Origin of the sequence: Pseudoduganella guangdongensis (assembly GCF_009857475.1) — a bacterium.
Lineage (GTDB): Bacteria > Pseudomonadota > Gammaproteobacteria > Burkholderiales > Burkholderiaceae_D > Rugamonas > Rugamonas guangdongensis.
This window is the reverse complement of sequence record NZ_WWCJ01000028.1, coordinates 19,702-46,295: the sequence shown is the minus strand read 5'-3', so window position 1 is coordinate 46,295 and position 26,594 is coordinate 19,702. Positions and strand designations below refer to the sequence as shown.

The 26,594-nt window shown below is 58.5% G+C and carries 30 protein-coding genes; 20 read left to right on the top strand and 10 right to left on the bottom strand.

Translation table 11 applies throughout. The annotated features are described in order from the left end of the window. Window positions 1-213: 213 nt before the first annotated feature. The 4 genes from GTP41_RS25035 to GTP41_RS25020 are packed head-to-tail and all read right to left on the bottom strand — an operon-like array spanning window position 214 to window position 5,066. Window positions 214-1,515: an McrC family protein gene (locus GTP41_RS25035; RefSeq protein ID WP_161028321.1), complete on the bottom strand. Its 1,302-nt coding sequence runs from the start codon at window positions 1,513-1,515 to the stop codon at window positions 214-216. After that, window positions 1,493-3,493 (bottom strand): McrB family protein, encoded by a 2,001-nt coding sequence (locus GTP41_RS25030; protein WP_161028320.1) that lies wholly within the window; start codon window positions 3,491-3,493, stop codon window positions 1,493-1,495. The genes GTP41_RS25035 and GTP41_RS25030 overlap by 23 nt, the downstream gene beginning before the upstream one ends. A gap of 21 nt (window positions 3,494-3,514) precedes the next feature. Then, window positions 3,515-4,846 carry a DNA cytosine methyltransferase gene (locus tag GTP41_RS25025; protein ID WP_161028319.1) on the bottom strand — a complete coding sequence of 444 codons (1,332 nt, stop codon included), beginning with the start codon at window positions 4,844-4,846 and terminating at the stop codon, window positions 3,515-3,517. Window positions 4,847-4,856: 10 nt separating this feature from the next. After that, window positions 4,857-5,066 carry a hypothetical protein gene (locus GTP41_RS25020; RefSeq protein ID WP_161028318.1) on the bottom strand — a complete coding sequence of 70 codons (210 nt, stop codon included), beginning with the start codon at window positions 5,064-5,066 and terminating at the stop codon, window positions 4,857-4,859. A gap of 123 nt (window positions 5,067-5,189) precedes the next feature. On the opposite strand from GTP41_RS25020, the gene GTP41_RS25015 reads away from it, so the two are divergent. The 10 genes from GTP41_RS25015 to GTP41_RS24970 all read left to right on the top strand — a co-directional run bounded on the left by GTP41_RS25015 (window position 5,190) and on the right by GTP41_RS24970 (window position 15,094). After that, window positions 5,190-5,624, top strand: a complete 435-nt coding sequence (locus GTP41_RS25015; RefSeq protein WP_161028317.1) for a hypothetical protein — start codon at window positions 5,190-5,192, stop codon at window positions 5,622-5,624. 711 nt (window positions 5,625-6,335) lie between these two features. Continuing rightward, window positions 6,336-6,542 (top strand): excisionase family protein, encoded by a 207-nt coding sequence (gene xisR, locus GTP41_RS25010; protein WP_161028316.1) that lies wholly within the window; start codon window positions 6,336-6,338, stop codon window positions 6,540-6,542. A 300-nt stretch (window positions 6,543-6,842) separates the two neighbouring features. Continuing rightward, window positions 6,843-7,844 carry a hypothetical protein gene (locus tag GTP41_RS25005; protein WP_161028315.1) on the top strand — a complete coding sequence of 334 codons (1,002 nt, stop codon included), beginning with the start codon at window positions 6,843-6,845 and terminating at the stop codon, window positions 7,842-7,844. A 382-nt stretch (window positions 7,845-8,226) separates the two neighbouring features. Beyond that, window positions 8,227-8,553 (top strand): ArsR/SmtB family transcription factor, encoded by a 327-nt coding sequence (locus GTP41_RS25000; protein ID WP_161028314.1) that lies wholly within the window; start codon window positions 8,227-8,229, stop codon window positions 8,551-8,553. Next, window positions 8,550-9,029 (top strand): arsenate reductase ArsC, encoded by a 480-nt coding sequence (locus GTP41_RS24995; RefSeq protein ID WP_161028313.1) that lies wholly within the window; start codon window positions 8,550-8,552, stop codon window positions 9,027-9,029. The genes GTP41_RS25000 and GTP41_RS24995 overlap by 4 nt, the downstream gene beginning before the upstream one ends. An 11-nt stretch (window positions 9,030-9,040) precedes the next feature. Beyond that, a complete protein-coding gene (locus GTP41_RS24990; protein WP_161028312.1) occupies window positions 9,041-9,541 on the top strand; it encodes an arsenate reductase ArsC in 501 nt (166 codons plus the stop codon). Next, on the top strand, window positions 9,538-10,260 hold the full coding sequence (locus GTP41_RS24985; protein ID WP_161028311.1) for an MIP/aquaporin family protein: 723 nt from the start codon (window positions 9,538-9,540) through the stop codon (window positions 10,258-10,260). Before GTP41_RS24990 ends, GTP41_RS24985 begins: the two co-directional genes overlap by 4 nt. Before the next feature lie 3 nt (window positions 10,261-10,263). Next, on the top strand, window positions 10,264-10,977 hold the full coding sequence (arsH, locus tag GTP41_RS24980; protein WP_161028310.1) for an arsenical resistance protein ArsH: 714 nt from the start codon (window positions 10,264-10,266) through the stop codon (window positions 10,975-10,977). Between the two features lie 123 nt (window positions 10,978-11,100). Then, entirely contained in the window at window positions 11,101-14,085 is a 2,985-nt protein-coding gene (locus GTP41_RS24975; protein ID WP_161028309.1) for a sensor histidine kinase, read from the top strand. A gap of 130 nt (window positions 14,086-14,215) precedes the next feature. Further along, entirely contained in the window at window positions 14,216-15,094 is an 879-nt protein-coding gene (locus GTP41_RS24970) for an alpha/beta fold hydrolase (protein ID WP_229503061.1), read from the top strand. Here the strand turns inward: GTP41_RS24970 and GTP41_RS24965 are convergent. Then, a complete protein-coding gene (locus GTP41_RS24965; RefSeq protein ID WP_229503060.1) occupies window positions 15,084-15,728 on the bottom strand; it encodes a response regulator in 645 nt (214 codons plus the stop codon). The two genes, GTP41_RS24970 and GTP41_RS24965, sit on opposite strands and share 11 nt — an antisense overlap. Before the next feature lie 137 nt (window positions 15,729-15,865). Here GTP41_RS24965 and GTP41_RS24960 point away from each other — a divergent pair, with 137 nt between their 5' ends. Both GTP41_RS24960 and GTP41_RS24955 read left to right on the top strand, forming a co-directional pair. Continuing rightward, a complete protein-coding gene (locus tag GTP41_RS24960) occupies window positions 15,866-16,273 on the top strand; it encodes a cupin domain-containing protein (RefSeq protein WP_161028307.1) in 408 nt (135 codons plus the stop codon). A gap of 48 nt (window positions 16,274-16,321) precedes the next feature. Continuing rightward, complete coding sequence (locus GTP41_RS24955; RefSeq protein ID WP_202419876.1) at window positions 16,322-17,110, top strand: alpha/beta fold hydrolase; 789 nt, start codon at window positions 16,322-16,324, stop codon at window positions 17,108-17,110. Between the two features lie 98 nt (window positions 17,111-17,208). Here the strand turns inward: GTP41_RS24955 and GTP41_RS24950 are convergent, their stop codons facing one another. Next, entirely contained in the window at window positions 17,209-17,655 is a 447-nt protein-coding gene (locus tag GTP41_RS24950) for a hypothetical protein (protein WP_161028306.1), read from the bottom strand. A 128-nt stretch (window positions 17,656-17,783) separates the two neighbouring features. On the opposite strand from GTP41_RS24950, the gene bluB reads away from it, so the two are divergent. From bluB to GTP41_RS24910, 8 genes are all read left to right on the top strand, one after another. Next, window positions 17,784-18,524, top strand: coding sequence for a 5,6-dimethylbenzimidazole synthase (gene bluB, locus GTP41_RS24945; RefSeq protein WP_161028305.1), 741 nt, complete (start codon window positions 17,784-17,786; stop codon window positions 18,522-18,524). 27 nt (window positions 18,525-18,551) lie between these two features. Continuing rightward, complete coding sequence (locus tag GTP41_RS24940; RefSeq protein WP_161028304.1) at window positions 18,552-18,797, top strand: hypothetical protein; 246 nt, start codon at window positions 18,552-18,554, stop codon at window positions 18,795-18,797. A gap of 66 nt (window positions 18,798-18,863) precedes the next feature. Continuing rightward, window positions 18,864-19,655 carry a substrate-binding periplasmic protein gene (locus GTP41_RS24935; protein WP_161028303.1) on the top strand — a complete coding sequence of 264 codons (792 nt, stop codon included), beginning with the start codon at window positions 18,864-18,866 and terminating at the stop codon, window positions 19,653-19,655. Window positions 19,656-19,713: 58 nt separating this feature from the next. Continuing rightward, entirely contained in the window at window positions 19,714-19,992 is a 279-nt protein-coding gene (locus tag GTP41_RS24930; RefSeq protein WP_161028302.1) for a hypothetical protein, read from the top strand. Window positions 19,993-20,110: 118 nt separating this feature from the next. Then, window positions 20,111-22,207, top strand: a complete 2,097-nt coding sequence (locus tag GTP41_RS24925) for a TonB-dependent receptor (RefSeq protein WP_161028301.1) — start codon at window positions 20,111-20,113, stop codon at window positions 22,205-22,207. Between the two features lie 48 nt (window positions 22,208-22,255). Continuing rightward, complete coding sequence (locus GTP41_RS24920) at window positions 22,256-22,561, top strand: antibiotic biosynthesis monooxygenase family protein (protein ID WP_161028300.1); 306 nt, start codon at window positions 22,256-22,258, stop codon at window positions 22,559-22,561. Window positions 22,562-22,566: 5 nt separating this feature from the next. Further along, window positions 22,567-22,998 carry a YybH family protein gene (locus GTP41_RS24915; RefSeq protein ID WP_161028299.1) on the top strand — a complete coding sequence of 144 codons (432 nt, stop codon included), beginning with the start codon at window positions 22,567-22,569 and terminating at the stop codon, window positions 22,996-22,998. Window positions 22,999-23,053: 55 nt separating this feature from the next. After that, window positions 23,054-23,353 carry a hypothetical protein gene (locus GTP41_RS24910; protein ID WP_161028298.1) on the top strand — a complete coding sequence of 100 codons (300 nt, stop codon included), beginning with the start codon at window positions 23,054-23,056 and terminating at the stop codon, window positions 23,351-23,353. Between the two features lie 6 nt (window positions 23,354-23,359). Here the strand turns inward: GTP41_RS24910 and GTP41_RS24905 are convergent, their stop codons facing one another. The 4 genes from GTP41_RS24905 to GTP41_RS24890 all read right to left on the bottom strand — a co-directional run bounded on the left by GTP41_RS24905 (window position 23,360) and on the right by GTP41_RS24890 (window position 26,536). Beyond that, window positions 23,360-23,776, bottom strand: a complete 417-nt coding sequence (locus tag GTP41_RS24905; protein ID WP_161028297.1) for a hypothetical protein — start codon at window positions 23,774-23,776, stop codon at window positions 23,360-23,362. 81 nt (window positions 23,777-23,857) lie between these two features. Further along, window positions 23,858-25,048 carry a nicotinate phosphoribosyltransferase gene (gene pncB, locus GTP41_RS24900; RefSeq protein ID WP_161028296.1) on the bottom strand — a complete coding sequence of 397 codons (1,191 nt, stop codon included), beginning with the start codon at window positions 25,046-25,048 and terminating at the stop codon, window positions 23,858-23,860. Window positions 25,049-25,051: 3 nt separating this feature from the next. Then, the gene (locus tag GTP41_RS24895) at window positions 25,052-25,879 is read right to left on the bottom strand and encodes a cysteine hydrolase family protein (RefSeq protein WP_161028295.1); all 828 of its coding nucleotides are present in this window, start codon (window positions 25,877-25,879) and stop codon (window positions 25,052-25,054) included. Between the two features lie 42 nt (window positions 25,880-25,921). Further along, the gene (locus GTP41_RS24890) at window positions 25,922-26,536 is read right to left on the bottom strand and encodes an FMN-dependent NADH-azoreductase (RefSeq protein WP_161028294.1); all 615 of its coding nucleotides are present in this window, start codon (window positions 26,534-26,536) and stop codon (window positions 25,922-25,924) included. Window positions 26,537-26,594: the final 58 nt, after the last annotated feature.

Below are 26,594 nucleotides of genomic sequence, written 5' to 3'. Positions count from 1 at the left end.
CAAACGATTATCTGCTCCGCGTCGCATGCGACTGAATCGCCACGAGTTCACTAGACGCTCGCGAGCCGCTCAAAATACTGCTTTTCGTAATTCACCGGGGACAGCTTGTTATTGAAGTGAATCATGAAAAGCAAAGCCGACATTGAACGCGAGTGAACTCTGAGAACCATTGTCGAAACAGCCAGGGATATCAATCCCTGGCCGAACAACGATTCAAGTTAAAGACAGGTTCGGTTGCTGCTCCCTGCCCAAGACATGACGCAAAAAGTCGCTGGTCAAGGTGAGACTTTGCGCTAACATCGGCACACGTACAACGCCGATGTTGTACGCGCCCCCTCCGAAATCAACAGAAAATTTCTCGTAATGTCCAATTGCGCCAGTCTTCAGGCTGATATCGGGATACACGAGCAGCAAGTCTCTACATTCGTACTTACCTCCATACACCAAAAGCTGATAAATATCCTCGCGCTTAATTCCCCGATTTCGATTGGCATGGTCTAACTCCTTCCACTTTGCATCGAGAATCATCTTCGTTTTCCCATGTGAATCCACCAGACGCATGTCCGGTATCAGCTCGAAAATATCTCGCGCATTTTCATCGCGGCAAAGGAATGTACCTCTGGATTGCGGCCTTGCGGATAGCCCCTGGCTTGAAGAGATTCGTGACACCTCCTTCATTACGTATCGCTCGAACAACCGAGAGGTGAAAAGAATTTCCCCCAAAGCCAAAGTTTCCCCCGCTAGGACTCCACTCCCTTCTTCATTCAGAAGCGTCTTACTAAGGTCCAGCAATGCGCCATAGAACTCTGGCAAGCGGTCCGTTCGGACTCCTGTCCACTCGCCGCTAACGTCATTGGAAAGTTGAACGTTCTCCAGCTCCGCGAGACAGCCGTCGATTTTCGCCCGCAATGGGGATGAGCATCGGGGCCGATACAAAGTAAGAACAAATTTGAAAATTCTGTTCTCCGCAATATCTTCAGTCAGCGCAACCCACTCCGACATGACTTTACCTGGCCTACGAATAGTCTCGTAACACTGGTCAGGAAACGCGATGCGACCTCTAGGCGCGTTAAGCGACTCACGCTTTGTGATATACCGTCTTAGCACCAAGCGCCGACGCGCTAGCTGAAGCTCGTGGCAGAACACTGCCACCAGTGCTTCATATCGATTGCCATTTGCACTCAAGAACGCAGCCCCAGAGCTCACCGATTGCGAAGAAGTCGCGAACGCTAGCATCGCCGTAAGATTAGCGTCCAACTTTGTTCGCTGTCCTGGGGCGAGGATATCCGAGCCCATAGGTGCAACTTCTAGACGCAGCCTAGAAGTTTCAAGCGTCCCAGACCAAAACTTAGGCGTTATCGAATTTGCACTGACATCAAAATAGCCTGAAGGGTCACCGCCTGTCTTGACTTGCCAACTTCGCAGAATTGAGACGATATCTTCAGTGCTCCTTAGCTTAGCGTCCTTCCCAACACTAAGCTTTGACCACTCCTTACACTGTACCAGCGGCTTCATCAGTGGAGAAAGTCGACATGTTTGCAGGAGCAACCTCCTCAGGGTCTATCCCGTTATAAATTTGACGCACGCATGACACCGCATACTTCTCATCATCTGGCCCAGCCACTAACCTGGATGCGTTCCAGAACCTCGTATCAATACGCAAATTTCTAGGCGTAGAGTGAGCACGGTAACCCATTGCTGCGGCATCTTCCAGGGCGACCGAGAAAACTTTCGAAAATTCACTTTCTTGCTCAGCCAGCACAAAAATCCGATGTTGCAACGCTGGTGAAACACCTAGGACCAAAAGCATCAGCCCTTCATTGCCATAGAAATATTCTCGCAGCAAAGGAATCACCTTCTTCACCATGCGTTCTACTACCTGAGCATTGGTTTCGCAGCCAACAAGATACCCGTGGCCAATGCAATGGTCGGCATCAATTAAGTGTTCAATTCGCCTATTGATTGTCTCAAGCAACTTCGCACAGTCGATGGGCAGGGTGTCATTGGTGACCTTGAGTATCTGCGGCTCAGGGGGCACTTCGACAAAGTCGAAACGACGACGCAATGCATGGTCGACCAATGCGATATTTCTGTCCGATGAATTCATCGTTCCAATCAAATGCAAATTCGAGGGCATGAACAACCTAGACTCTAGCTCAGCCGAGCGTGGATATTGCAGCTCGAATCCGATTGGGAATTCAGCACCTACTCGTTTATCGGTCTCTAAGGTGGAGATAAGGGGGCCAAGGATTCGACTCAAATCACCACGATTAATCTCATCAATTACGAGTACAAACTCCTTGCCCGGATTCTGTAACGCACGCCGAATCATGCGCAACAATACCCCTTCGTGGATTCGATAACTTAGACCTCCACTTACAGCTCCTTCTCCTACAGCACTCTTAGCATCGGCCTCATCCGAGCCATCCGACTCCGACGTATCCACAACTGGACGAATCGACTCAACCAGGTCTTCATACTGAAGTGAAGGATGGAAAGTTACGAAAGCGCACTGCTCTCGATGCTCGTTAAACTTGGTGAACGAAGAGGTCACGTCTCCCTTGTCATCAAAACCTGGCTCAACCAACCTAACTGCCTCTCGTACAGCACTCAAAGTCTTGCCAGTTCCTGGTGGCCCGTAGTAAACCCGAACAACGGACCGAGTGGAGCTCTTCTTACGCAATTGCAGTCTTGCACCAGCAGAGGCCATATCCTGAAGAGCCAACGCTCGAAGGGTTTCGAACTCCTCAAGGCCTGAGAATGGGTAAACGTTCTCAGCAAGATACTTCGCAAACTGTGCGAGTTTGCTCAGCTCTTCAAAGAACTTCGCCTCAGTGACTGTCGATGGTATGACCTTAAGCGAAATAAATGACGCGAGGATTTTCTTTAAGGTAGTCGTTCGAACATCCTTCAAATTCAAACCATCAGAAGCAACGTCTGTGATGGAGATTGAATCTATAGTTGTGATTGGGGACTGCATCAGTCCATTCTGGTCCCAGTCCGCGCTCGTAATTTTCCGACCGAACATCTCCAATCCAGCTTCACTCATCGCATCACTTGCGATGTCGTAGATGAGATTGGATACTTCGCCAAGCTTGTTATGATTCTGTGCATTCTGGTAGTGCGACGCGATACCCAAAACAATGACTTCTGCGCGAGGAATGGACATGACCACGACTCGCCATCCAGCATTACTGCGATAGCGGTCGAACAGATTCTTGCGGTACGGATTGAGATTGGTGAAGTGCACCTCGCCAAGCCAGTCTTCGTACCTATCGTTATTCCAACCCTCAGCCTCCAGCTTATGCTTCACCCTTTTGCGGAGCTCGTTATTCCAAAGATTCTTCGCGTTATCTTTGGTGTAGTAATTGAAGTCGGTTTCGATACCCCACTCGTTCTCGGGAAAAACTGTGCGAAGGGACTCAACAGCCTCATGACGGCCAGATTCGCACACCGATTTAGACTTGGTTCGTAGAAGGTCAAGTATTGTCATTATGTTTCAAGAAATTGGCGTTCAACCTGCGCATGAAGTAGCTGCGACCGAAGCGTTGCTTTTCCTGGCAATAGCTGGAGTGGTATTAACATCCTTAGAATCCATACGGGACAGAATCTCTTGAATGGCGCGACCAAGTCCTTCAGCCAGCAGCGGAGGAACAGCGTTACCTACCTGAGAACATCTTGCGACATCGAGTTTTCGTCGAGGTCCGTTAATCGTATAACGTCCGAAGAAGTGGAAGTCGTCCGGGAACGACTGCATCCTCGCCATCTCACGCACAGTTATGTTTCGAGGTTCCGCATAATGAATGAACTCATCGGGGTGAGTAGTAATCGTAGAAACGACTTTGTCCCTGTCGATAAGTACCTTTTTGTCCTTCTTTGTGTCGTTTGCGAGCAGGAATTGCTTTGACAACCGGCCGGGTGGCTGTGTGTCATGCGCCAACTGATACAGTTCCTCAATCCTCGCGCCGTGCTTTGAGAACCGATGCGAATTTGGCACAGTGCCGGTGCGTGCTCCCCGCCGCATTGCTTTAGCGTAGGCCGACTCAGCTTTGACATACTTTGCAGAGTCAAACTTCTCGGAATCTGGGCACACGACTCGTAACCCGCCATGCAGGTCGTGAATCGCCTCCTCAGCGGACACATCATTGGTTGGGTGCAAACCCCAATTTTGACGAACGTTCACAGCCGCCCGCGCTATCGCATCAACGAACATCGATTTGAGTTCACGAGCGTCAACGGGGCAATCTGCTACACCAATGATTGCAACCCTTTTACGTGCTTGAGGCACGCCAAAAGTGCTCGCGTCCAAGACTTGGAATGTCCCCGTATAACCTAGGTCGGCCAATCGTTCAATTACAGCATCGGCAACAGACGATTTCTCTTCACCAGGCCTAGCTACGAATCGTCGAGCTATACCCTCCACATTCTCAATCAAGACCACTCGTGGCCGAACCAAATCTACCATATCGAGCATTTGGAAAACCAAAGTATTGCGCTCATCTGCGCCGTCGCGCTTGCCCCCTACGCTAAAGCCTTGGCACGGAGGCCCTCCTGCCATCAGCGCTACTTCGCCACGTAGGCTAGCAACGTTCTTTCGGAATGTAGGGTCCTTGAGTAGGCTTACGATGTCGTGGTTAGTTTTCGGCAGCCAAGCTGGCCAAACATCGTACGCACGATGAGATGCGCCCTCACGCAAGAGATTATTGTTCAGCGTTTCGAACGCCATCGGGTCACGCTCAATCGCGAATACTCCATTCCACCCGGCCTCGTGCAGGCCGAGAGAAAGGCCACCACAACCCGCGAACAAATCAATGCAGGAAAAGCTAGAACTATTTTGTCGTGTCATGTTGGTCAACTTAAGAATTGGGTTTGCGCTTGGCACCGTCAATGTCGGTGCGTGCACTGCTGCTCAGCAAAGAACCTTGCAGGGGATAGTCCTCTCTGTCGAGGTGCTCCTTAATCAATCGAACTATGAGTGTCGATTTCTTATAGCCTCGATTTGCACAAAACGCATCGAAGCGAGCCGCCTCAGCGTCGTCGAGCAGGACGGAAATTTTGGTTGACATAGCTAACTCACAATTTTTCACATCCCGCATTCTCCCACAAGAATGCGCAAAAAACACCACAAGTGAGCACTTTTGCGCACATTTCAATAGAGAAATACTGTATATAAATACAGTATATCTCAAATGACGGTGAAGCAAAAGGACTATGAGCCACTTGACGCCTTACTGTTCATCTACGCACTTCCAGGTCTAGTTCAAGAACCCTGGACTATGACTTCCGAACACGGGGCGCCAGATGTGCCATTCCGATTGAAAGGACGCATTTCAATTGATGAGTTACGTTGGATTGCTAGCGTCATTCCGGACGCTCACACCATTGTCCAGACAATTGCCACAGCAGAGAACTATAGTGGCATCCGTAATCTTGACCTGCTAATCGACGTCACTGACCCATTAAATTTGCCAGCCCCTAGTGTGCTTGCCAAGGTCACTCAACAATCCGCATGCTATGCAAGGTTCAGTAAAGTCCTGGCCATAAGCTCGAAATCTCTAGCTGCGAAATTTACCAAGATTTATAAATCAGCCGGATACGCAAAAGAGTTCCTAAACGCCAAGTAAGCCCTCGTTGCTGACTTCTGCACTCATTTGATTACGACAGGAAGTCGTCCTCACGTAGACAATAGAAATAAATTCTTGATGAAAAAATTAAAAATAGCGTTCTACCGCAACGCGTTCAATGCAGTTGCTTGCGAAATTCAGATACACAATGAACTAGTTTTCTCGTCTGAGCGGCCACAACAAATTGCAATGGCGCTCTTCATGATGAGTGCGGGTGATTTCACTTTCAGCCAAGGCGGACTCAGTACATCAATCCCCTTTTCGCCGTCGTGCATACGCCATATCCCATCCAGCTCATGGGGTAACCTTGATGAAATGCGGTTTTGGGTAGACCTTTCCATGGGAATCCTGATATGTACAAGGTCTCCGCTACCGTTGATAAACCCCGACCTACAATCGGTCCTGCGTCGATTACCCGCTCACCTGATGGTGGAACCGTTCGCTGAGCTAAAGGCTATTCAAAACGACGACATTGAAGTCTTGGGATAATTGAATTTCTGTCCTCAGCGCGATTCTCTCGCTGCACCTCCACATTTTCGATGCGAACCTCGTTGCATCGTTCCCAGATGGCCATTTACTCTTTGGCCTCCCATTGAAATAACTGCATTAGACCAGTCACTAAAAAGAAGATATTCTTTTTTGTGTTGCCATTTTGATAATTAAAGATATTTGCATTATTATCGTAGCGAATAATAAAAAGAAAGGAAATCCATGAAAATTAACAAAGAAATTACCGGACCACATTGGGCATTAATTAATAAAGTAATCGAAATTACTGGCTACTCAGATGATGCGATTCGCGCCAAGAAGAAGCGCGGTGAATGGCTCGAAGGGATTCATTGGCGGAAGGCTCCCGACAATCGTGTCGTTTTTGACCTAAGCGCCATTAACCGTTGGATGGGAGGCAGCCATGCCTAAGGGCGTTTCGAAAACATCGACCTCGACGAGAAAGAGAGGGGTGGAGGCTTGACGAAGCATGTGTCGAAGCTTTGAACCGCCTTCTTCGCACTTGAAGTAAGTTTGATTGCCCTCTATATCAGGAGGCGCGTCTGACTATTCGATAGCCTGAACTGTTTCAGGCTTTCCGTACATTAGCTGCCAGATGCGGTAGAGTTCCCCCTGGCCCACTTCTGCCCCTCGCCAGTTTATCGGCTCCGAGAATGAATAAATTCTGCGAGCCTTACTCGAACTGGCTAAAAATTTTAGGACTCGGTACAAATGACAATTACTCGAGATGCAGAGCACCAAGAAATTTGGCATCGCTTAGCTGAGCACGCACTCTTTTCCATTGGCGCACAGGGAGAGTGGCATTGGTTCCGGTATCATTTTTCCTTCATGCCGCTACATCCTCTCGCAAAAAGCATTGTTGATGCTTGTGCAGATTGTGAACGAGTCATCCCAGGTCTCGGTGAACAATTCATCGAAGAAATCATCAGCATAAATGGCCAAGAGCGGCACGAGCCGCACTATGAACAACTTCTCCAGAAGCTTTCTGAAATTCTGGTACTTCGTCAGCTACTGAGTCTTGACTGGCCTCCTGATACAGAGTTCCAGCATGAACCTGCCGCTGTTCCAAATGGGAAGCGCCCTGAACTCAGAGTAACCACCCCAGACGAGCGCTTCCTATTTGAAGTAAAGACCCCGTCCCTTATGGCGCACATTCGCAATAGGAATCGAGCAGGCGTTCAAATACCTGGTCGAGCGTTGGAAAGGGAACGCATTGAGGCCATCGCCGCGAACGAAAACGTTACATTACCTCGTGACAACCCAATCAAAGACTTCCTCGTCGACGCAAACGAGAAATTTCGTCAATTCAAAGCTCGCAACGAAGAAAAGTCTGTCCTCATCATTGTTTGGGACGATTTTCTCTACGAGCCTATCACGGCATTAGGTCACGAAAGATGTGGACTGCTAACCCCAAATTCCTACTTTAGGGATGCAGATGATAACGCTATAGAGTTTCCACACATCGATGCTGTAATCCTTATTCGGCATTTGACTTATCTTTACAGAGCGACCGCCGACGTACCACTTGACGAGCGTAACCACGCGCTAGATTTTGGCGACGAGAATTCACTCCCTAACGTGCATTTCCCTCTAAACCATGGTCTTCCAATTCCCGAGAACGTGTTGAAGGGGCTGAGGGCAGTCTCACATACGGACGAAGTGCTGCAGCGCTTCGCCGACTATCGGCCGAAGGACATCGTCATTTGGGCATAGCAGAAAAAACGGCGTCGAGTCTCGCCCGAGAAATTATCTATACTTACTTAGCTCTGATAGATAACACTCATCCTGCCAAAATCACGTTGATTGCGACATCTATGCGACAACATTTCGCTGTCCCAGGCTCGGAACCCGCATAGATTCGAACTATAGTGTCGGGTTCGATTCCCGCCGTCTCCACCACTGAACAAATGAAAAGGGCCTGGCTTTCGCTAGGCCCTTTTTTTGTCCAGCGCTGCGTTGAGACGGCGGGAATCGAACCTGCGTCCGCTCCACGCACATCCATGTCATCAAATCGTCACATCATTTCGATATTATTGGAAATGTCGTATCTTCATGCCATAATCAAGCCAACGACGAATCAGACAGGAACACACCAATGGAAACGAAATCCGTCATTGCCGCGCTGGCAGCACTTGCCCAGGAGTCCCGGCTAAGCACCTACCGCCTGCTCGTGCAAACTGGGCCACAAGGCCTTGCCGCAAGCAAGATCGCGGAGGAGCTGGATATGGCGCCCTCCTCGCTGTCGTTTCACTTGAAAGAGCTGACCAATGCGGGGCTGATCGAATCCCGCCAGGAAGGCCGCTTCATTTACTACAGCGCGAACTTCGACACCATGAACCAGGTGCTTTCCTACCTGACCGATAACTGTTGCGCGGGCCAAAGCTGCGCTCCATCCTCCACCATCAAATCCTGCAAACCATGAACGTACTGATTCTCTGCACCGGAAACTCCTGCCGCTCGATCCTGGGCGAAGCAACCTTCAACCACCTTGCGCCTGCCGGCTGGCACGCCATCAGCGCGGGCAGCAAGCCTGCAGGTTATGTCCATCCTCGCTCGCTGGCACTGCTGGAACGAGAAGGCATTTCGACTGCCGGTTATCACAGCAAATCGTGGGACAACCTGCCGGTTACGCCGGACATCGTGATCACCGTTTGCGGCAGCGCTGCCGGCGAAACCTGCCCGGCCTACCTTGGCCCGGTCATGCGCGCGCACTGGGGCGTTGAAGACCCGGCACATGCCACCGGCACCGACGAAGAAGTCGATGCAGCGTTCATGAAGGCCTACCGCATCCTGCGTCACCGCATTGAAACCTTCTTCGCGCTGCCGCTGGCGGAACTGAAGAACGATCCAGCGCGCATGAAGGCCGAGCTGGAACGCATCGGCACCCTGCTGCCCTGATGGAGATCGGCATGAGCAGCAAGACCTACAACGTGTTATTCCTGTGCACCGGGAACTCGGCGCGCTCCATCATGGCCGAGGCCATCCTGAACGCTGTTGGGGGCGGCCGCTTCCGCGCTTTCAGCGCAGGCAGCCACCCTACGGGCAAAGTAAATCCATTTGCCGTTGAACAAGCCACCGCCGTCGGCTACTCCGCTGCCGATTTACGCAGCAAGTCCTGGGATGAGTTTTCGCAGCCAGACGCCCCGGCCATGGACTTCGTCATCACGGTTTGCGATCGTGCAGCCGGTGAAGCCTGTCCCGTCTGGCCCGGCCAGCCTGTGACCGCGCATTGGGGTTTCACCGACCCTGCATCTGCCAGCGGTACGGACGACGAACTACGTCATGTATTCGCCACGGTATGCCGTGAAATCAAGACACGCCTGGATATTTTCTGCAGCCTCCCCATGGAGAAACTGGACAAGCTGGCTCTGAAGCGCGAGCTGGCACGCATCGGCGAGGTGAAAGAATGACTTTGTCGCGACGCCTCACGGCCGAAGCACTCGGCACGGCTATCCTGCTGGCGGTGGTGGTCGGCTCCGGCATCATGGCCGAACGCCTGTCTGGCGGCAATGTGGCCATCGCCCTGCTGGCCAACACCATCGCCACGGGCGCCGGCCTGGTCGCCCTGATTCTCATGTTTGGCACCATCTCGGGCGCGCACTTCAATCCCGCCGTGACGCTGTCGGAAGCCTGGCAGCGCAATGTCCCTGCGGCGGAGGTGCTGCCGTACATTGCCGTCCAGGTGCTGGGCGCTTTCGCCGGAGTCGCGGCGGCGCACGGCATGTTCGGCGAGCCGCTATTCTTCGCGTCTGAGCACGTCCGCACCGGCCCGGCGCAATGGTGGAGCGAGTTCGTGGCCACTTTTGGGCTGATCGGCGTCATCATTGGTTGCTCGCGCAGCCGTCCGGCGCTCACGCCGTTCGCGGTGGCCGCCTACATTACCGCCGCCTACTGGTTCACGTCTTCGACGTCGTTTGCCAATCCAGCCGTAACGCTGGCGCGCGCAGCAAGCAATACCTTTGCCGGGATCCGGCCGGTCGATGCGCCGGGCTTTATCCTTGCCCAGCTGGCTGGCATGGGCGCCGCCACCGCCCTCTTTTGCTGGCTATACCCGGCGCCGCCGGCCGACGCGACTGTCGGCGGCACCGTCGCACCGGGCGACTTTGCCAATTCCTTGGAAAAGCATTGAACCATGAACCTCCCAGACCTTCCCAACATCAAGCCGGAGCTGTTTGACGTACCGACCCTCGACAAGCTGGCGCCGCAGGGCGACATGTCGCATCCACCGCGCATCCTGCTGCTGTATGGCTCCTTGCGCGAGCGCTCCTTCAGCCGCTTCCTGACTTTCGAAGCGGCGCGCATCCTTGAGCAGATGGGCGCGGAAGTCAAAATCTTCGATCCGATGGAGCTGCCGATGGTGGGCAGCGTTCCGGAGACGCATCCCAAGGTGGTGGAGCTGCGCGAACTGTGCCTGTGGTCGGAAGGCCAGGTGTGGTGCAGTCCTGAGCGCCACGGCGCCATCACCGCTGTGATGAAGAACCAGATCGACTGGATACCGCTGGAACAAGGCGCCGTGCGCCCAAGCCAGGGGCGCACGCTGGCGGTGATGCAGGTGTGCGGCGGCTCGCAGTCGTTCAACGTGGTCAACACGCTGCGCCTGCTGGGCCGGTGGATGCGCATGTTCACGATTCCGAACCAGTCTTCGGTGCCGATGGCGTACAAAGAGTTCGATGACGCCGGCCGTATGCGCCCTTCGGCCTACTACGACCGCGTGGTGGATGTGATGGAGGAGCTGTTAAAGATCACACTGCTCATGCGCGGCCGCACCGACTACCTGACCAATCGCTATAGCGAGCGCAATGAACGCGCCGTCAACGCAATCAACCGGCAGATCAACAAACTATAGGAGTAAGTCTCGGCACGTGGGCCATGGGCTGGGTACTATTTGTATAATACCTGCTCACCTACTTAATAAGATGCGAGAGCAAATCTTGCATGGGTTAGACCCAGCCTTTCCGTGACAATGTCCTTGTTTCGCCCCCTGCTCTTCTTCACCGTGCTCGCCCTGCTGCCGGCATTGTGCGCCCACGCCAGCTCCCTGGCCGGCTACTCCCATACCGCCTGGAACGGGCGGCACGGGGCGCCGTCAGATGTCATGCAGTTCACCCAAACCCCGGATGGCTGGCTGTGGGTAAGCTCACCCAATGGCCTGTTCCGCTTCGACGGTGTCGATTTTGAGCGGATGACATCAGTACAAGGCCATGCGCTGCATACCGAAAGCACGCTGGGGCTGCTCACTACCCGGGATGGCAAGTTGTGGGTTGGTGGCCGCTTTGGGGGTATCAGTGTTTTCGGTGACGGGCGCGTACGCCGCTTTGCACAGGCTGAGGGGCTGCCGCGCAGCAGCGTGCTAACGATGACGGAAGGCCCCGACGGCACCGTTTGGGTCTGCACCGGTGCCGGTCTGAGCTACCTCTCGCCTGGCGCGAACAGGTTTCGTCAAGTAGGCAAAAACGAGGGCTTGCAGGAAAAACGGGCGCACCAAGTGCTGTTTGACCGCAATGGCCGCCAGTGGGTAGCGGCGGTAGGAGGGATTTACTTCCGCGATCCCGGCGCGACACAATTTCGGCGCGCCTGGCCGTACATCGAACTGATGGCGATGGCCGAAGCACCCGATGGAACCCTCTGGGCCTCGGACGGGGTGAACAAACACTATCGCGTCCGCGCCGAAGCGCCCGAGGGAAATCCCCGTCCGCAGGCGGAATTCGGTGGCACCGGCGCACTGTTCGACCGCGAAGGAAATATCTGGATTCTAAGAAGGAACGTGCTCGAACGCCGCGTTGCGCCTTATGTCGGCAATTCGGCAAAGCCGGCCCAGCTTACCCGGCAGAATGGCATGAGCGGCTCCCTGGCGCAAACAGTGTTCGAGGACAAGGAAGGCAATATTTGGATCGGCACGTCCGGTGGAATCGACCGGCTGCGGCGCAACCGCCTGCATTCCGTGGCGCTTGACACGCCGTTCGATCGGCCAAGCGTGGTCGCCGATCACAACGCCGGCGTCATTATTGGCGACTGGCACCATCCTTTGCGGCGTTACACGGCCGCCGGGCCGCACGAGTCGCTGGGACGGATGAAGATCACCACCGCTTACCGAGCTAACAACGGCGATATCTGGTTCGCCAGCCCCAGCGAGCGCTGGCGCAGAAGCGCAGCCGGTACGCTCACGCGCTTGCCGCATCCGGATCAATGGAGCGGCCATGTAGCCCTCGCCATGACAATCGATGGCCGGGGCCGCATGTGGCTCTCGCTGTCACGGCTTGGCCTGTTCGAAATCAACGGCACAGAATGGACCAGGAACCTGCGAGTGCCCGATACCGCAGCCCTGGCCTTGATCACCGACGAGCGCGGACGGGCATGGGCGAGCTTCCCCAACAATCGGATCGCCATGATCGACGGCGAGCAAGTGCAAGTTTTTGGTGAGGCCGATGGCTTACAGTTAGGGAACGTCCAGTCTTTGCTGGCCGATGGAGAAAGAGTCTGGGCCGGGGGGCAACGAGGCTGGGCCTGGTACGATGGCCGACGCTGGCATCGCCCGAACATGCTGGACGGGCGGCCGATACGCGGTGTTTCTGGCATAGTACGGCTGGCCAATGGCGAGCTGTGGCTATACGGATCAGATGGCATCAGCCGCATACCCGCTGACGCTGTGCAACGCATGCTGGCCCAGCCAGAATCGCCATTGCCCTACGAGCGCTTTGATGCGCTGGACGGCCTGGTTGGTAGCGCCGAGCAGATCGCCCCCTTACCTTCCATGGCGCAAAGCACGGATGGCCGGCTGTGGTTCGCCACCGCCAGCGAAGTCGCCAGCCTGGACCCGGCCTCGATCGCGCGCAATCCCCGGCCGCCACCGGTGCAGGTGCTGTCGCTGCGCGCGGGCGACGTCACTTATGCGGCTCAGCCAAGCGTGGATCTGCCGCTTGGCCAGCGCGACCTGCGAATTGCCTACACGGCGCTCGGCCTGGCGATGCCGGAGCGCGTGCGCTTCCGCTATAAGCTGGAAGGTTTCGACGAGCACTGGCGCGATGCCGGCACCCGCCGCGAGGCGGTCTACACGAACCTCGCGCCGGGCGACTACCGCTTCCGCGTGATTGCCGCCAATGAGGATGGCGTATGGAACGAGGTTGGCGCCAGCGTAGAACTAAGCTTGCCGCCGCGCTTTGTCGAAACCGGCTGGTTCCGCCTGCTGGTCCTCGTCTTGATTGCCGCACTGTTGGCCGGCGCCTACCGGCTGCGTGTTCGCCAATTGAGTGCGCGCTTGCAGTACCGCATGCAGGAGCGCCTGGCTGAACGTGAGCGCATCGCACGCGGCTTGCACGACACCCTGCTGCAAAGCGTGCAAGGATTGATCCTGAGCTTCCACCATCAAACACGCAGCTTGCCAGTCGGCCCTGAGGAACGTGAAAAGATCGAGCGCACGCTGGATCTTGCAGACGATTTGTTGGCCGAAGGGCGGGACTGCATTACGGGCCTGCGCGGCGCTCGCGCGCCAGAGGATCTGGGCCTGGCATTGGCCAGCTATGGCGAAGCACTTTTACAGCATCGTTTCACCGCCACTATCAACGGCCAGCCACAGGCTCTGATGCCTGGCCTATGCGAAGAGGTCCAGATGATTGTCCGGGAAGCCCTCTTTAACGCCTCACGCCACGCGCGGGCGCACCGGGTTGAACTCATCATCGACTACCGGCGCGACCGGCTAAATTTGACAGTCCGTGACGATGGCTGCGGCATGTCGCCCACCGTCGCGCGCGAAGGGCGCTCGGGGCACTATGGCATCGTTGGCATGAATGAGCGCGCCCAGGCGATCGGCGCACGCTACACACTGGTATCAACGCCGGGCCAGGGCACCACGGTGACACTGGACGTGCCGGCCGAACGCGCGTACCAGCCCCTCCCTTCTCCAACACTGCTTGAACGATTGCGCCAGCGCCGCAGGCCCAGCGTAGAGGCGGCTTAGTCAACACTAGCTCGAAAGGACTAGCGCGCCTACATGCTTCATGGCGATGGCAGCCAGCCTGCTTCCCGGTACGCTTTGCATTGCATGCCAAACCATGCGCAACCGCAAAGAACCCGAAGAAAGGACCAGCATGAGCACCCCTACCAGCCCGGCCCAAGGCCTGCCGCAAGCGCGCCAGGGCGCTACCCTGACCACGCGCGATGGCGTCGCGTTGTACTACAAGGATTGGGGGGCGAAGGATGGTCAGCCGATCGTCTTCAGCCACGGCTGGCCGCTGAGCTCCGATAGCTGGGAGTCGCAGATGGCATTCCTGGCGGATCGCGGCTACCGTTGCATTGCCCACGACCGTCGTGGCCACGGACGTTCCAGCCAGCCCTGGTTTGGCAACGATATGGACCACTATGCCGATGACCTGGCCCAACTGATCGAGGCGCTCGATCTGGAAAATGCGGTCCTGGTCGGCTTTTCCACTGGCGGCGGTGAAGTAGCCCGCTACGTCGGGCGCCATGGCACCAAACGCGTCGCCGGGCTGGTGCTGGTGTCGGCGGTCCCGCCGCTGATGCTGAAGACCCCGGACAATCCGGATGGCCTGCCGCGTGAAGTATTCGACGGCATCCGCGCCGGCTCCAGCAGCAACCGCTCCCAACTCTATAAAGACATTGCCTCCGGTCCGTTCTTCGGCTTTAACCGCCCGGTCGCCGCGGTTTCACAAGGATTGATCGACGCCTGGTGGATGCAGGGCATGATGGCGGGCTACAAGAACACTTACGACTCGATCAAAGCGTTTTCAGAGACCGACTTCCGCGACGACCTGCGCAAGTTCGACAAGCCGACCCTGATCATTCATGGCGATGACGACCAGATCGTGCCGATCGGCGCGTCCGCACGTGCCGCAGCGGCCATCGTCAAGCACGCCAAGCTCCTGGTTTACCCGGGCGCTCCGCACGGGCTGACCGATACCCATAAGGATCAGGTCAACCACGACCTGCTGGCATTCATCAAAGGGTAAGGATGCCGCGCTTGATTGCGATCGCAACCGCGTGGGTGCGGTCACGCGCAGTGAGCTTGGTAAGGATGGTCCGAAAGTGCGCTTTCACCGTGTCCTCGGCGATCCCCAGTTGGCCTCCGATGCATTTATTGGAGTTCCCGGCGGCGGCACTGCGCAGCACTTCGATTTCCCTGTCGCTCAGGTTCTTTTGGCCCATATGTGTGGCAAGCGTACAGGCCACGTCCGCAGGAATCCAGCGCCTTCCGGCGTGGACTTCCCGGATCGCATCGATCAGGTCCTTGCGCAGACTGCGTTTCATCATGAAGCCGGCGGCACCCAATTCAAGCGCCCGTCGCATTTGGTGGTCGCCTTGCATGGCAGTCAGCATGATCACGCGGGCACGGCTGTTAAGGCGCAGTATCGCCTCCAGCGCCAGCACGCCGTCCATCTCCGGCATCGCGACGTCCATGATGGTGACATCCGGCCGCAGGGTTTCGAATGATTCCAGCGCGCGCGCACCGTCATCGAACTCGCCTGCCACGCACATGTCAGGCTGGCAGGAAATGATGTCGGCCAGCCCGGCCCGCATCATCGGGTGGTCATCGACGATGAGGATACGGATAGGAATGGCGCCGGATGGTGCGGTACTTCTCAAAGATCGTGCTCCAGGTAGAAAGAGAGGTCAAGACAGGGTAACAAAACAGTCGCACGCCTTTGCGCCGCATGCGTCAGCGCAAGTGGCTCATCACACAAAACGCATTGTAAACACTTCAACCCAAACAAGGATAGTTCATGATTTCGATTAACAAGATCACCGCGACTGCGGCATCGCTGCTGCTGGCTGCCAGCGTCCAGGCACAAGCAGCGGCGCCGAAATTCGACGCCAAGGGCATTGCCCGCACCGAAACCGTGCGCAGCGCCTTCGACGCTAACCGCGAGGCAATTCAGGTACGTGTCGATTTCAAGCCAGGCGCTTCATTCCCCATGCACTCGCACCCTGGCGTTGAAATCGCCTATGTCCTGAGCGGCAGCATCGAGTACGAACTGGAAGGAAAAACCATCCGCCTGCAAGCCGGCGAATCGTTGTTCATCCCCGCCGGCGCCAAACATTCCGCAAAGAACGTAGGCACCGAGGTGTGTTCGGAGCTGGCGACGTATGTGGTCGAAAAAAACCAGCCCATCGTCATTCTCGCCAAGTGATCTCCGCACTTATCTGAAGCACGTCACTCTACGACTACATTAATCGAAATGAAAACCATCAACACCTTCGCCCTCACCCTCGCGCTCATCGGTAGCGCTGCGGCGCCGCTCGATATTGCGCGCGCGGCCGATATCAAGCCAACCGTCATCCTCGTGCATGGCGCCTTCGCCGACTCCGCCAGTTGGAACGGCGTGGCCGCCAAGCTGCGCGGCGACGGCTACAACGTCATCGGCGCGGCCAATCCGCTACGTAGCGTCCAAGGCGACGCAAGCGCGGTGGCCAATATCGTCAAGAGCGTCAAAGGGCCAGTGGTACTGGTCGGCCACTCCTACGGCGGCGCGGTGATTTCCGCTGCAGCAAACGGCCTGGCCAACGTCAAGAGTCTGGTGTATGTGGCCGCTTTCGCGCCGGACCAGGGCGAAACAGCGCTGGAACTGTCTGGCCGCTATCCCGGCGGCACGTTGGGCGGCGCCCTGGCCGAACCGGTTGCCCTGGCCAACGGCGGCAAAGATTTCTACATCCAGCAAGACAAATTCCACCAGCAATTTGCCGCCGACGTACCGAAAGCGCAGGCTGAACTCATGGCGATGGGTCAGCGGCCGATCGCAGAAGCAGCCCTGACCGAAGCTGCCGGCGCGCCAGCATGGAAGAACCTGCCGTCTTACTTCATCTACGGAACGGCCGACAAGAACATTCCTGCCGCAGCGCTGGGCTTCATGGCCGACCGCGCCAAGTCGCGCAAAACCATCAAGGTGGCCGGCGCCTCCCACGTCGTGATGACCTCGCACCCCGCGGCCGTCGCCAAGCTGATCGAAGAAGCGGCGCAAGCGAAGTAATTGCTTGTTTATAGCCGCAGCTTTGACTCTGGCAGGCGGCCATCGCATGACTACCGTCGCGGTTCAGTAGCACGAACTGAACCGGCGACTCCTTCAAATTAAGACTTCTTGCCCTGCTTCGCGCGTTCCTTATGCACTGCATCGCGATCAGGCACACTCACCACCATGCCGGCACAGCGCAGGTTATGCCCCTCAATCTTCGCGCCGAATTCTTTTGATACGGCATTCAGCTTTTGGCTGGCCTCATTCAACTGAATGGAACGAAGCCGCAGCGCCTCACTTTTCTCATCCGCAAAGTTTATCTTCATCTGGCTATTGACCGCAGTCCCGTGCGCCCGCCGATCCGCCTCATACTGCTTCTGCTTCGTTTCCAACTCGGCGAGTTGGGTATCGAAGTCGGCGCGGGCTTGATCGATTTGATCTTTCTCATCGAGACAGGCGCGGTATTCATCGCGGGTGCTGTACTTGGGGGCTGGTTTGGGTGCCGCGGCCACGGTGGAGCCAGCAATGGCCAACAGAAGTACGAAAGCAAATTTACGCTGCATGCGGATCCTTACGGTGCGACGGCACGGCGTGCCGACTGGTTCGCATTCTATTTCGGACAAAGCGCGACAAAACTCTCAGATCGTCACAAGAGTTAGAATGTCGGCCCTAATCACACTGCCTGCTTACGATGACCGCCGCCGACAACAGCTTCTCCCCCGCCGAACGACAAGGCCTGTACCGCGCCATCCGCGAGCGGCGCGATGTTCGTTCCCAGTTCCTGCCCGATGCGGTGCCAGCCGACGTGCTGGCGCGCTTGCTGCAGGCGGCGCACCACGCGCCGTCGGTCGGCTTTATGCAGCCGTGGGACTTCCTCGTCATCGAAAGCCGCGCAGTGCGGCAGGAAGTGCATGCCATCTTCACCCGCGAGAACGAACGGGCGGCCGAAAATTATGGCGGCGACCAGGCCACGCTGTACAAGCGCCTGAAACTGGAGGGCATCCTGGAAAGCCCGTTGAACCTGTGCATCACCTGCGACCGCACACGCGGCGGCCCGCACGTGTTGGGCCGCAATTCGATCGTCGAGATGGATTTGTTCAGCGTGTGCCTGGCGGTACAGAACCTGTGGCTGGCCGCGCGCGCGGAGGGGATCGGTGTCGGTTGGGTCAGCATCCTGGACCAGCAGCAACTGGCGGCGGCGTTGAAGCTGCCGGAGAATGTCTATCCGGTCGCCTACCTGTGTGTCGGCTACGTCAGCGAATTCCTGCCTAGCCCGGAGCTGGAGGCAAAAGGTTGGCGCGCACGCCTGCCGCTGGAAAACCTGGTGCATGGCGACACCTGGGGCAATCCACTCGACAACGCCGCATTGAAAGATGCCCTGCGCGGCGCCGTGTGGACTGACGCACAGACCGGCCCTTCTCCCACCGCCTAAGATATAGGCTGGCTCAAGGGAGGCAGCGTGGATCAGAGAAGTCACCAGGAGCGGCGTCACGATTCCAGCATGGCCGAGCGTTTCGACATGGCAGTGCGTACCGCGCTGGCATTCGACCGGGGCGCAGCCTTCAGCTACCTCACCATCTGCGGTGTGGCGCAATCGCTCATTCACTCCTTTGCCGAGCGCTTTCCCACTCGGGTGCGCTCGGTGGCATCGCTGCCCTGGCACTCCAATGACCGGCGCGGCGATTCCCTGCAACGAGCTATCTAATCGTTCAAGTATCTTCTTGATAACTATTGGCGGCGCTCAACAAGCTTCGCTTAAAATAGTGCGGTTATGAAATGGAAAACGCTTCTCGCCGCCGCTTGCCTTTCCCTGTCGGCCAGTCACGCACTGGCGGCCTGCGGTGCATTCCGTTTTGCTTACCCAGACCAGCACCGCCCGCCCTATTGGCTGGGCAACGGCGCGGAGGTGGCCAATCCTCCCGGTGCGACGGTGGAGCTGGTGCGTGAATTTGCGGCCAGCGCCGGTTGCGCGGTGAATTTTGTGCGCTTGCCAGTCATGCGCCTGCGCAGCGCCGTCAGCAGCGGCTCGGCCGACTTTACCACCGTCGATATTTCCGCCGACGGCCAGGCCGGCATGGTGCTGCCGCGCGATGCGCAAGGCAAGCCGGATACCAAGCGTGCCGCTACGCTATTTGTCGCGGCCTTCGTGCGCATTAAAGACGGCTATACCCGCGCCACCGATCCTTTGCAGATGATGCGCGGCCAGCGCGTCGGCATCCTGCATGGCTCGACCTACGGCCCCATCCTCGAGCAGGCCGGCGCGGTGATCGACCACGGCGCGATCACGGTGCCGAGCAGTTTCGAAAAGCTGCGCCTGGGCCGTATCGATGCCTTCGTCGTGCCCCTGGTGACAGCGTCGGATCTGGATAATTTTGTGGCCACCCGTTTCAAGGGCGAAATCATCCGGCTCGATAAGCCGATCGTGAAGTCCTACATCTGGTTCGCCACCAACCGGCGTTACTACGAGGCCCACCGCAGCGAAGTGGAAGCCATGTGGAACTGGCTGGGCGGCGACGGCAACAAGCGTTTCAACCAGCTGCTGCGCAAGTACGCTGAGAACTAGGACATTCCGCTTTTCGTGCCTACAATGGACTATCAGTCCTGGCGCTATGGAGGAGATCATGTCCACAATCAACAAAGGCCGCAGCCTGGAGCAGCAAACCCAACACGGCACCAGCAGCATTGGTACCTGGGGCGCCGGCAGCACCGGCCAGCGCAAAAACACCAATTCGCCCTCTACGCCGGCCGGCAACGAGCAGTCGGCCGGGCGCACCGACGACCTGCTGTCCGGCGGCGTCGACGAGGGCGAGCGCGAGCACGGTTTCCAGACCGGGCCGGAGTACCGCCAGGGCGAGGCGCAGCAAGGCCAGGGCAGCGCGGTAAAACGCAGCGAAAGGTGAATTCTGTTGTGCAATCCATAAAGCGGGCGCATAATTGCAGATGCGAGTAATTCTCATCTAGCCAGCCATCCGTTCCTGCCAGGAGGTCGCCAGCCAGCCACCACCTCAGGAAAAAACCATGAAGTTGAACCAATCCCCGCTGGCGCTCGCGGTAGCGCTGGCGTTGCCGCAGTTCGCCGCCCTCCCCGCTTTGGCCGATGAAACCACCCTGCCTGCCGTGACCGTGAACGCGGCGCGCGACTCCGGCTACAACCCATCCAGCGCCAGCAGCGCCACCAAGATTGATGCGCCGCTGCGCGATATTCCGCAGACCGTGAATGTGATTCCGCAGGAACTGCTGCGCGACCTGGGCGCAGGCTCGATGGAAGACGTGATGAAAGGCGTTCCCGGCGTGGGCCTGTCGCACGGCGACGGCCAGCGCGACCAGGTGACCATTCGCGGCTTTACCGCGATTGCCGACCAGTTCATTGACGGCATGCGCGACGATGCGCTCTACTTCCGCGACCTGTCCAATATCGAGCAGGTGGAAGTGATCAAGGGCCCCGCCTCGGTGCTGTACGGGCGCGGCTCATCCGGCGGCATGATCAACCGCATCAGCAAAAAACCAGGCATCGACAAGACCGAGCTCAGCGCGACTGTCGGCAGCTGGAGCCGCAAGCGCGGCGAGTTCGATGTGGCGCGCAACCTGCCCGAGCAGGGCGTGGCGTTCCGCGTCACCGGCGCCAAGGAAGATGCGGACGGCTACCGCGACCAGCAGTTCCTGGAGCGCGAGGCCTTCGCGCCTTCCCTGCTGTGGAAGCTGAACGCCGATACCTCCCTGCTGGTGCAGGCGGAGTACCTGGCGGATCGCCGCCTGACCGACTTCGGCATCCCATCCTATAAAGGCGCGCCGGTCGATGTGGCGCCGGGCACCTACTTTGGCGCCGCCAACGCGCGCGATGTGGACTTCAGCCAGTCGCGCGTGAAAGCGCTGGCCGTGGCGCTGGACCACCGCCTGAACGCCAACTGGTCGCTGCGCAACGCCTTCCGCCGCTATGACTACTCCCTGAACCGCAACAACACCCTGGTCGGCAGCGTCAACGAAGCGGCGCAAACCGCCTCGCTTACCCACGGTAATGTACGCCGCGAGGAAGACGGCTACTTCAACCAGACCGAGTTGACCCAGCGCGCGGACTTCTTCGGCATGCAGCACCAGCTGCTGTACGGCGTGGAAATCGGCAAGCAGGACAAGGATCAGGTGAACCGCTCGCAGGCCAATGTCGCCACGGTGAACCTCTTCAAGCCGGTGCTGCCGGTGCTGGCGCTGGCCGCCAACGCCGCAGCGGGCACCGATAATATGGGCATCCTGAAAAACAAGAGCGTCTACGTCCAGGACCTGGCCACGCTCACGCCGCAGTGGAAAATGCTGGCCGGTGTGCGTTACGATGATTTCAGCCAGGAGACGCGCGAACGCCGCGCGGGCCAGAGGAACCTGGACCGCACCGACCGCGCCTGGAGCCCGCGCGCCGGCCTAGTGTACCAGCCAAGCGGCACGCAATCCTACTATGCGTCGTTCAGCAAATCGTTCCAGCCGTCGGGCGAGACCTTCGCGCTGGCTGCCAACAACGCCGCCATCGATCCGGAACGCACCACCAACCAGGAGGTGGGCGCCAAGCTCGACCTGCTGGACGGCAAAGCCACCCTGGGCGCGTCCCTGTTCCGCCTGGAGCGCACCGGCATCAAGAGCAGCGACCCGGTGACCAATGTGCTGGTGCCGGTCGGCACCCAGCGCACCGACGGCCTGGAGCTGACCTTTAACGGTGACCTGGGCCAGGGCTGGCAAGTGGTTTCCGGCCTGGCGCTGCTGGATGCGGAAATCACCAAGTCCATCGCGCGCGACGACGGCCAGCAGGTACAGGGCAAGCGCCCTACCCTGACGCCGAAACGCAGCGCCAGCCTGTGGCTGAACAAGGCGCTGGGCAGCGGCTGGTTCACCGGCGCCGGCCTGAACTACCAGGGCGACCGTTTTGCCAACACCGGCAACACCACCACCCTGGCCGGCTACACCCTGGTCGATGCCATGCTGGCCTACCGCACCGCCGCTTACGACGTACAGCTGAACGTGAACAACCTGTTCGACCGCGAGTACATCGTCTCCGGCCACGGCTCGAGCAAACTGCTGAACATGCCGGGCGCACCGCGCAATGTGCGCGTCACCGCCCGCTACCGCTTCTGATCCATATCAGGCACAATCGGGGCATTACTTTGCGAAAGGAATGTCCCGATGATTCATGAGCTGGCGGAGTTTGAAATCAAGGACGGCCAAGGAGCCGCGTTCGAAGCGGCGGTGCAGCAAGCGGTGCCGCTGTTCCAGCGCGCCAAAGGCTGCAAATCCATGCGCCTGGAGCGCGTCATTGAGCGCGCCAATACTTACCACCTGGTGGTGGCCTGGGAAACGCTGGAAAACCATACCGTCGATTTCCGTGGCAGCGAAGACTTCCAGACCTGGCGCAGCCTGGTTGGCCAGTATTTCGCCGGCACGCCCAAGGTCGAGCATACCGACAACGTCGTCGCCGGTTTCGGCAACTGATGGCCATGCGCGCCCTCGCCTGCCTGCTGCTGGCCGTTGCCGGCCTGCCCGCCTTGGCCGCCACCCCGACCGAAACCATGGATGCCTTCCAGCGCGCGCTGGCCGAGGGCAAGCGCGAACAGGCGCTGGCCCTGCTCAGCCCCAAGGTCCAGATTTTTGAATCCGGCTATGTTGAGCGCAGCCGCGACGAATACGCCGCGCACCACCTGGACGGCGATATCGACTTCCTGCGCAAGACGCAAGCGCGCCTGCTGCGCCATGCCGAACAACGCGAAGGCAGCACCGCCATCGTCATGCGCGAAACGGAAACCACGGGTAGTTACCAGGATGCGCCCGTGCATGCGATCGGGCTGGAAACCGCCGTGCTGGAAAAGCACGGCGACGGCTGGCTGATCGTGCACCTGCACTGGTCGTCGCGCAAGGTCAAAGCGAAGTAAGCGCGCGCCGCCTGCCCGCGCCTTACGCGACAATCATTCCAAGAGGAGAACCATTATGGCAAATACTATTTACCGCAATTTCCGCCAGGTGGCGGACGCCGAGGGCGCGCGCAGCGCCCTGCTGGCCGAAGGCTTCAGCAACTCGGCCGTGCAACTGAACCTGCACCAGGCGCGCGCCATCAGCACCACCGCCTCCGCCGTGCAGAACATCATGGATTCGCTGACGCCGGACGATGTCGATCACACCGATAAGCCGGACCGCCCGGCCGCCCTGCTGTCGGTGGACGTCTACGACGACATCCAGCGCGAGCAGGCCGACCGCATCATGGCCCGTTTCGGCGCGCAGGAAGCATAAGCTACGTCAGCAGGCATAACTGGCATAGCCCGGCAGCGGGCTGAAAACATCGTCCTCCAGCCCGGCCATCGCATCGGCCAGCAGACTGCTGAGATCGCCATCGGAAATGGCCGAGTCGTAGGAGTAGTCCAGTCCGATCGGCGTGATTCCGCACCCGACGCCAAAGCCGCACAACATGGCATAGCCGGAAGCGTCCCGGATCAGCGTACGCACGGCGCTCAGGCTCATTGCAAAGCCAGAACTGCGGCGATCAAAGAAGACAATGTCGAGTGCCTGCAATTCGGCCCGTTCGCACAGGTCTTTGGCGTTGGCGAATATGTGCGCCAGCTGCCCGTGCTCGTAAATGCGCTCGGCCAGGGCGAACGCCGTCTTCTCGCAGGTGCTGATGATTGCAATATGGAGCCTTGGAACGAAGCGCCGCATGGGACTCTCCTGACAGGGTCCACCAAATTATCAGCGTCGCATGACAACTTGGTTACATGCCGGGAGAGTGTTGGTTTTTGCTCAGGATAGCTGGTGGTTGAACACCTGGCGCAGGTAGGCCAGGAAAGTCTCGTCCTTGCACAGGGTCTTGCCGGGCGAATCCGACAGCTTGGCCACCGACTGGCCGTTGCAGCGGATCAGTTTCATCACGATATTCAACGGCTTGATGCCGACATCATTGGTGAGCCAGGTGCCGATGCCGAAGCCGACCATGATGCGGCCGCCGAAGTGGCGGTACAGGGCGAAGGCCTTGTCGAAATCGAGCCCGTCGGAAAACACCAGGCGCTTGGTGTTGGCGTCAATGCGCAGCGCCGCGTAATGCGCAATGGCCTTGTCGCCCCACACGAACGGGTCGCCGGAATCGTGGCGCAGGCCGTCGAACAGCTTGGCGAAATACAGGTCGAAATCGTTGAGGAAGGCATCCATGCCCACCACGTCGGTCAGGGCGATACCCAGGTCGCCGCGATACTCCTGCACCCACGCCTCCAGCGAGGCTTTCTGGAAGTCGCGCAGCCGCACGCCGAAGGCCTGGAACGACTGCATGTACTCATGCGCCATGGTGCCGATCGGGATCAGGCCGTACTTCTTGGCGATATAGACGTTGGAGGTGCCCTTGAAGAATTGCGGCACCTCGCGCGCCAGGCGCTCCACCACTTCATCATGCCAGGCGGCCGAGTAGCGGCGGCGCAGGCCGAAGTCGGAGAAATCGAAGGGATGGCGCAGCGCGGGCGTAGCACCGAATTCCTTGAGTTGCGCGATCTTGTGGCCCAGGCGACGGCGCCCTTCTTCCAATGCCTCGGCCGATCCGACGCGGCGGAAATACAATTCGTTGACGATGTAGAGTACGAAAATCTCGAACGCCATCACGTGTACTTGCGGGCCGGCGGCGTGGATCTGCAGGGTTTCACCCTCCGCGCGCACGTCAATGAACTTGCGCTGGAAGCGGAACAAGGCGAGGAAGTCGACAAAGTCGCTCTTGATGTAGCGCAGTGAACGCAGGTAGTCCAGCTCGTCCTCGCTGAAGGACATGCTGCACAGGTGGTCCAGCTGGGCCTCGACTTCTTCCTTTAGCTCCGCCAGCGGGAAGGCGGTCTGGTTGCGGCAGACGAATTCGTATTCGGCATGGGCGCTCGGGTTGGCGTGCAACAGCGCCTGCCACATGGTGAACTTGTACAGGTCGGTTTCAAGCAGGCTGCGGACGACTGGGATCATGGTTCAGTGCTCCGCGTTGGCCAGCAGTTCCTGCAGTACGTCAGCCGATGTCGCCAGGCGCGCGCCGCGCCGCTGCATCGCTTGCGCGAACGCCAGGTATTGCGCTTCGAAACCGGTGACAGGGCTCATGCAGTCGGTGACCAGCACCAGCTTGCGCGGGTCGATCTGGTCGGCGATATGCTCGGTGGTGGCCTTGACGCAGTGGCTGCCCGCTTCGCCGGTGATGTAGATGGTATCGGCTTGCGCCAGGCTGGCGATCAGTTCGCGGTTCAGCTGCGAGGCCGGGTCGGCCGGGTCGGGCACTTCGGCCATCACGGCGGAATAATGCTCGGTCCACGGGTTGGCGCCTTTGCCGACCTTGGCCACCACGGCGTGGCGCTGCTCTTCCCAGGCGTTGTAGGCGGCGCGCACGGCGTCGTGCACATTGTGGCCCCAGCTGCCGATCTCGCAGTGCACCGGCCATACCATCAGCTGGTAACGGCCGGCCGCCTCCAGCGTGTCGAGGTAGGACAGCACGCGCGGCAAGGCGCTCGCGTCGCGCGGCAGGTAGCGCCCTGCCCGCACATCGGCGGCGGCAATCTGGGTGAAGGGGCCGGGCGCGGCACCGTCGGCAGTGCGCCAGAAGGTCGGGTGCGCCACGTCGTAACGGTGGTGCGAGTCCAGCGTGACAGTGATATCCGTCAGGCCGGCGCCGCCCTGGTCGACCAGGCGCGCCAGGCGCAGCATGTCCTGGTGGGCGCCCGGTACAGGCAGGGCCGGCGCGGCCGGCGGTGGCAGGTCGCAGAAATCATTCTGCGGATCGATGATGAGCAGGTGGTAGCGACGTTTCATCGCACCATCATACCAGCCCCTGCTCAACTGTTCAGTTACAGGTCAAGCGGCGATCAGCTCGTCGATCGACTTGCGGCCCTTGGCCACGGTGTCGGCCACCGCCTGCTCGCCCATGGCCACGCCTTCGGCGCGGATGAACTGCACGTCGGTCAGGCCCAGGAAGCCCAGCACGGTGCGCAGGAAGGTGGTCAGGTGGTCGTAGGCGGCCGCTGCGCCTTCGCTGTAGACGCCACCGCTGGCGGTGAACACATACACCTTCTTCCCTTTCAGCAGGCCTTCCGGGCCGTTGGCGCCATACTGGAAGGTGCGGCCGGCACGCGCCACGTGGTCGATCCAGGCCTTGAGCGAAGATGGCACGGAGAAGTTGTACATCGGCGCGCCGATCACGATCACGTCGGCGGCAAACAGCTCGTCAACCAGGGTGTCCGACACTTTCACGATATGGGCTTGCTCGGCATTGCGCTGCTCGGCCGGGGTGAAGAAGGCGCCCATCATCTGTTCGGTCAGGTGCGGCACGGGATTGCTGGCCAGGTCGCGTTCGACCACGGTGTCGGCCGGGTTGGCGGCTTTCCACTTGGCGATGAATTCGGCCGACAACTGGCGGGACAGCGAACCGGCGTTGCGCACACTGCTGTTGATGTAGAGAACGTTTGCCATGATGGTGCTCCAGAAGAGTTGGTGATTGCTGCCATCATAGAACCAGTTTATTATCGAT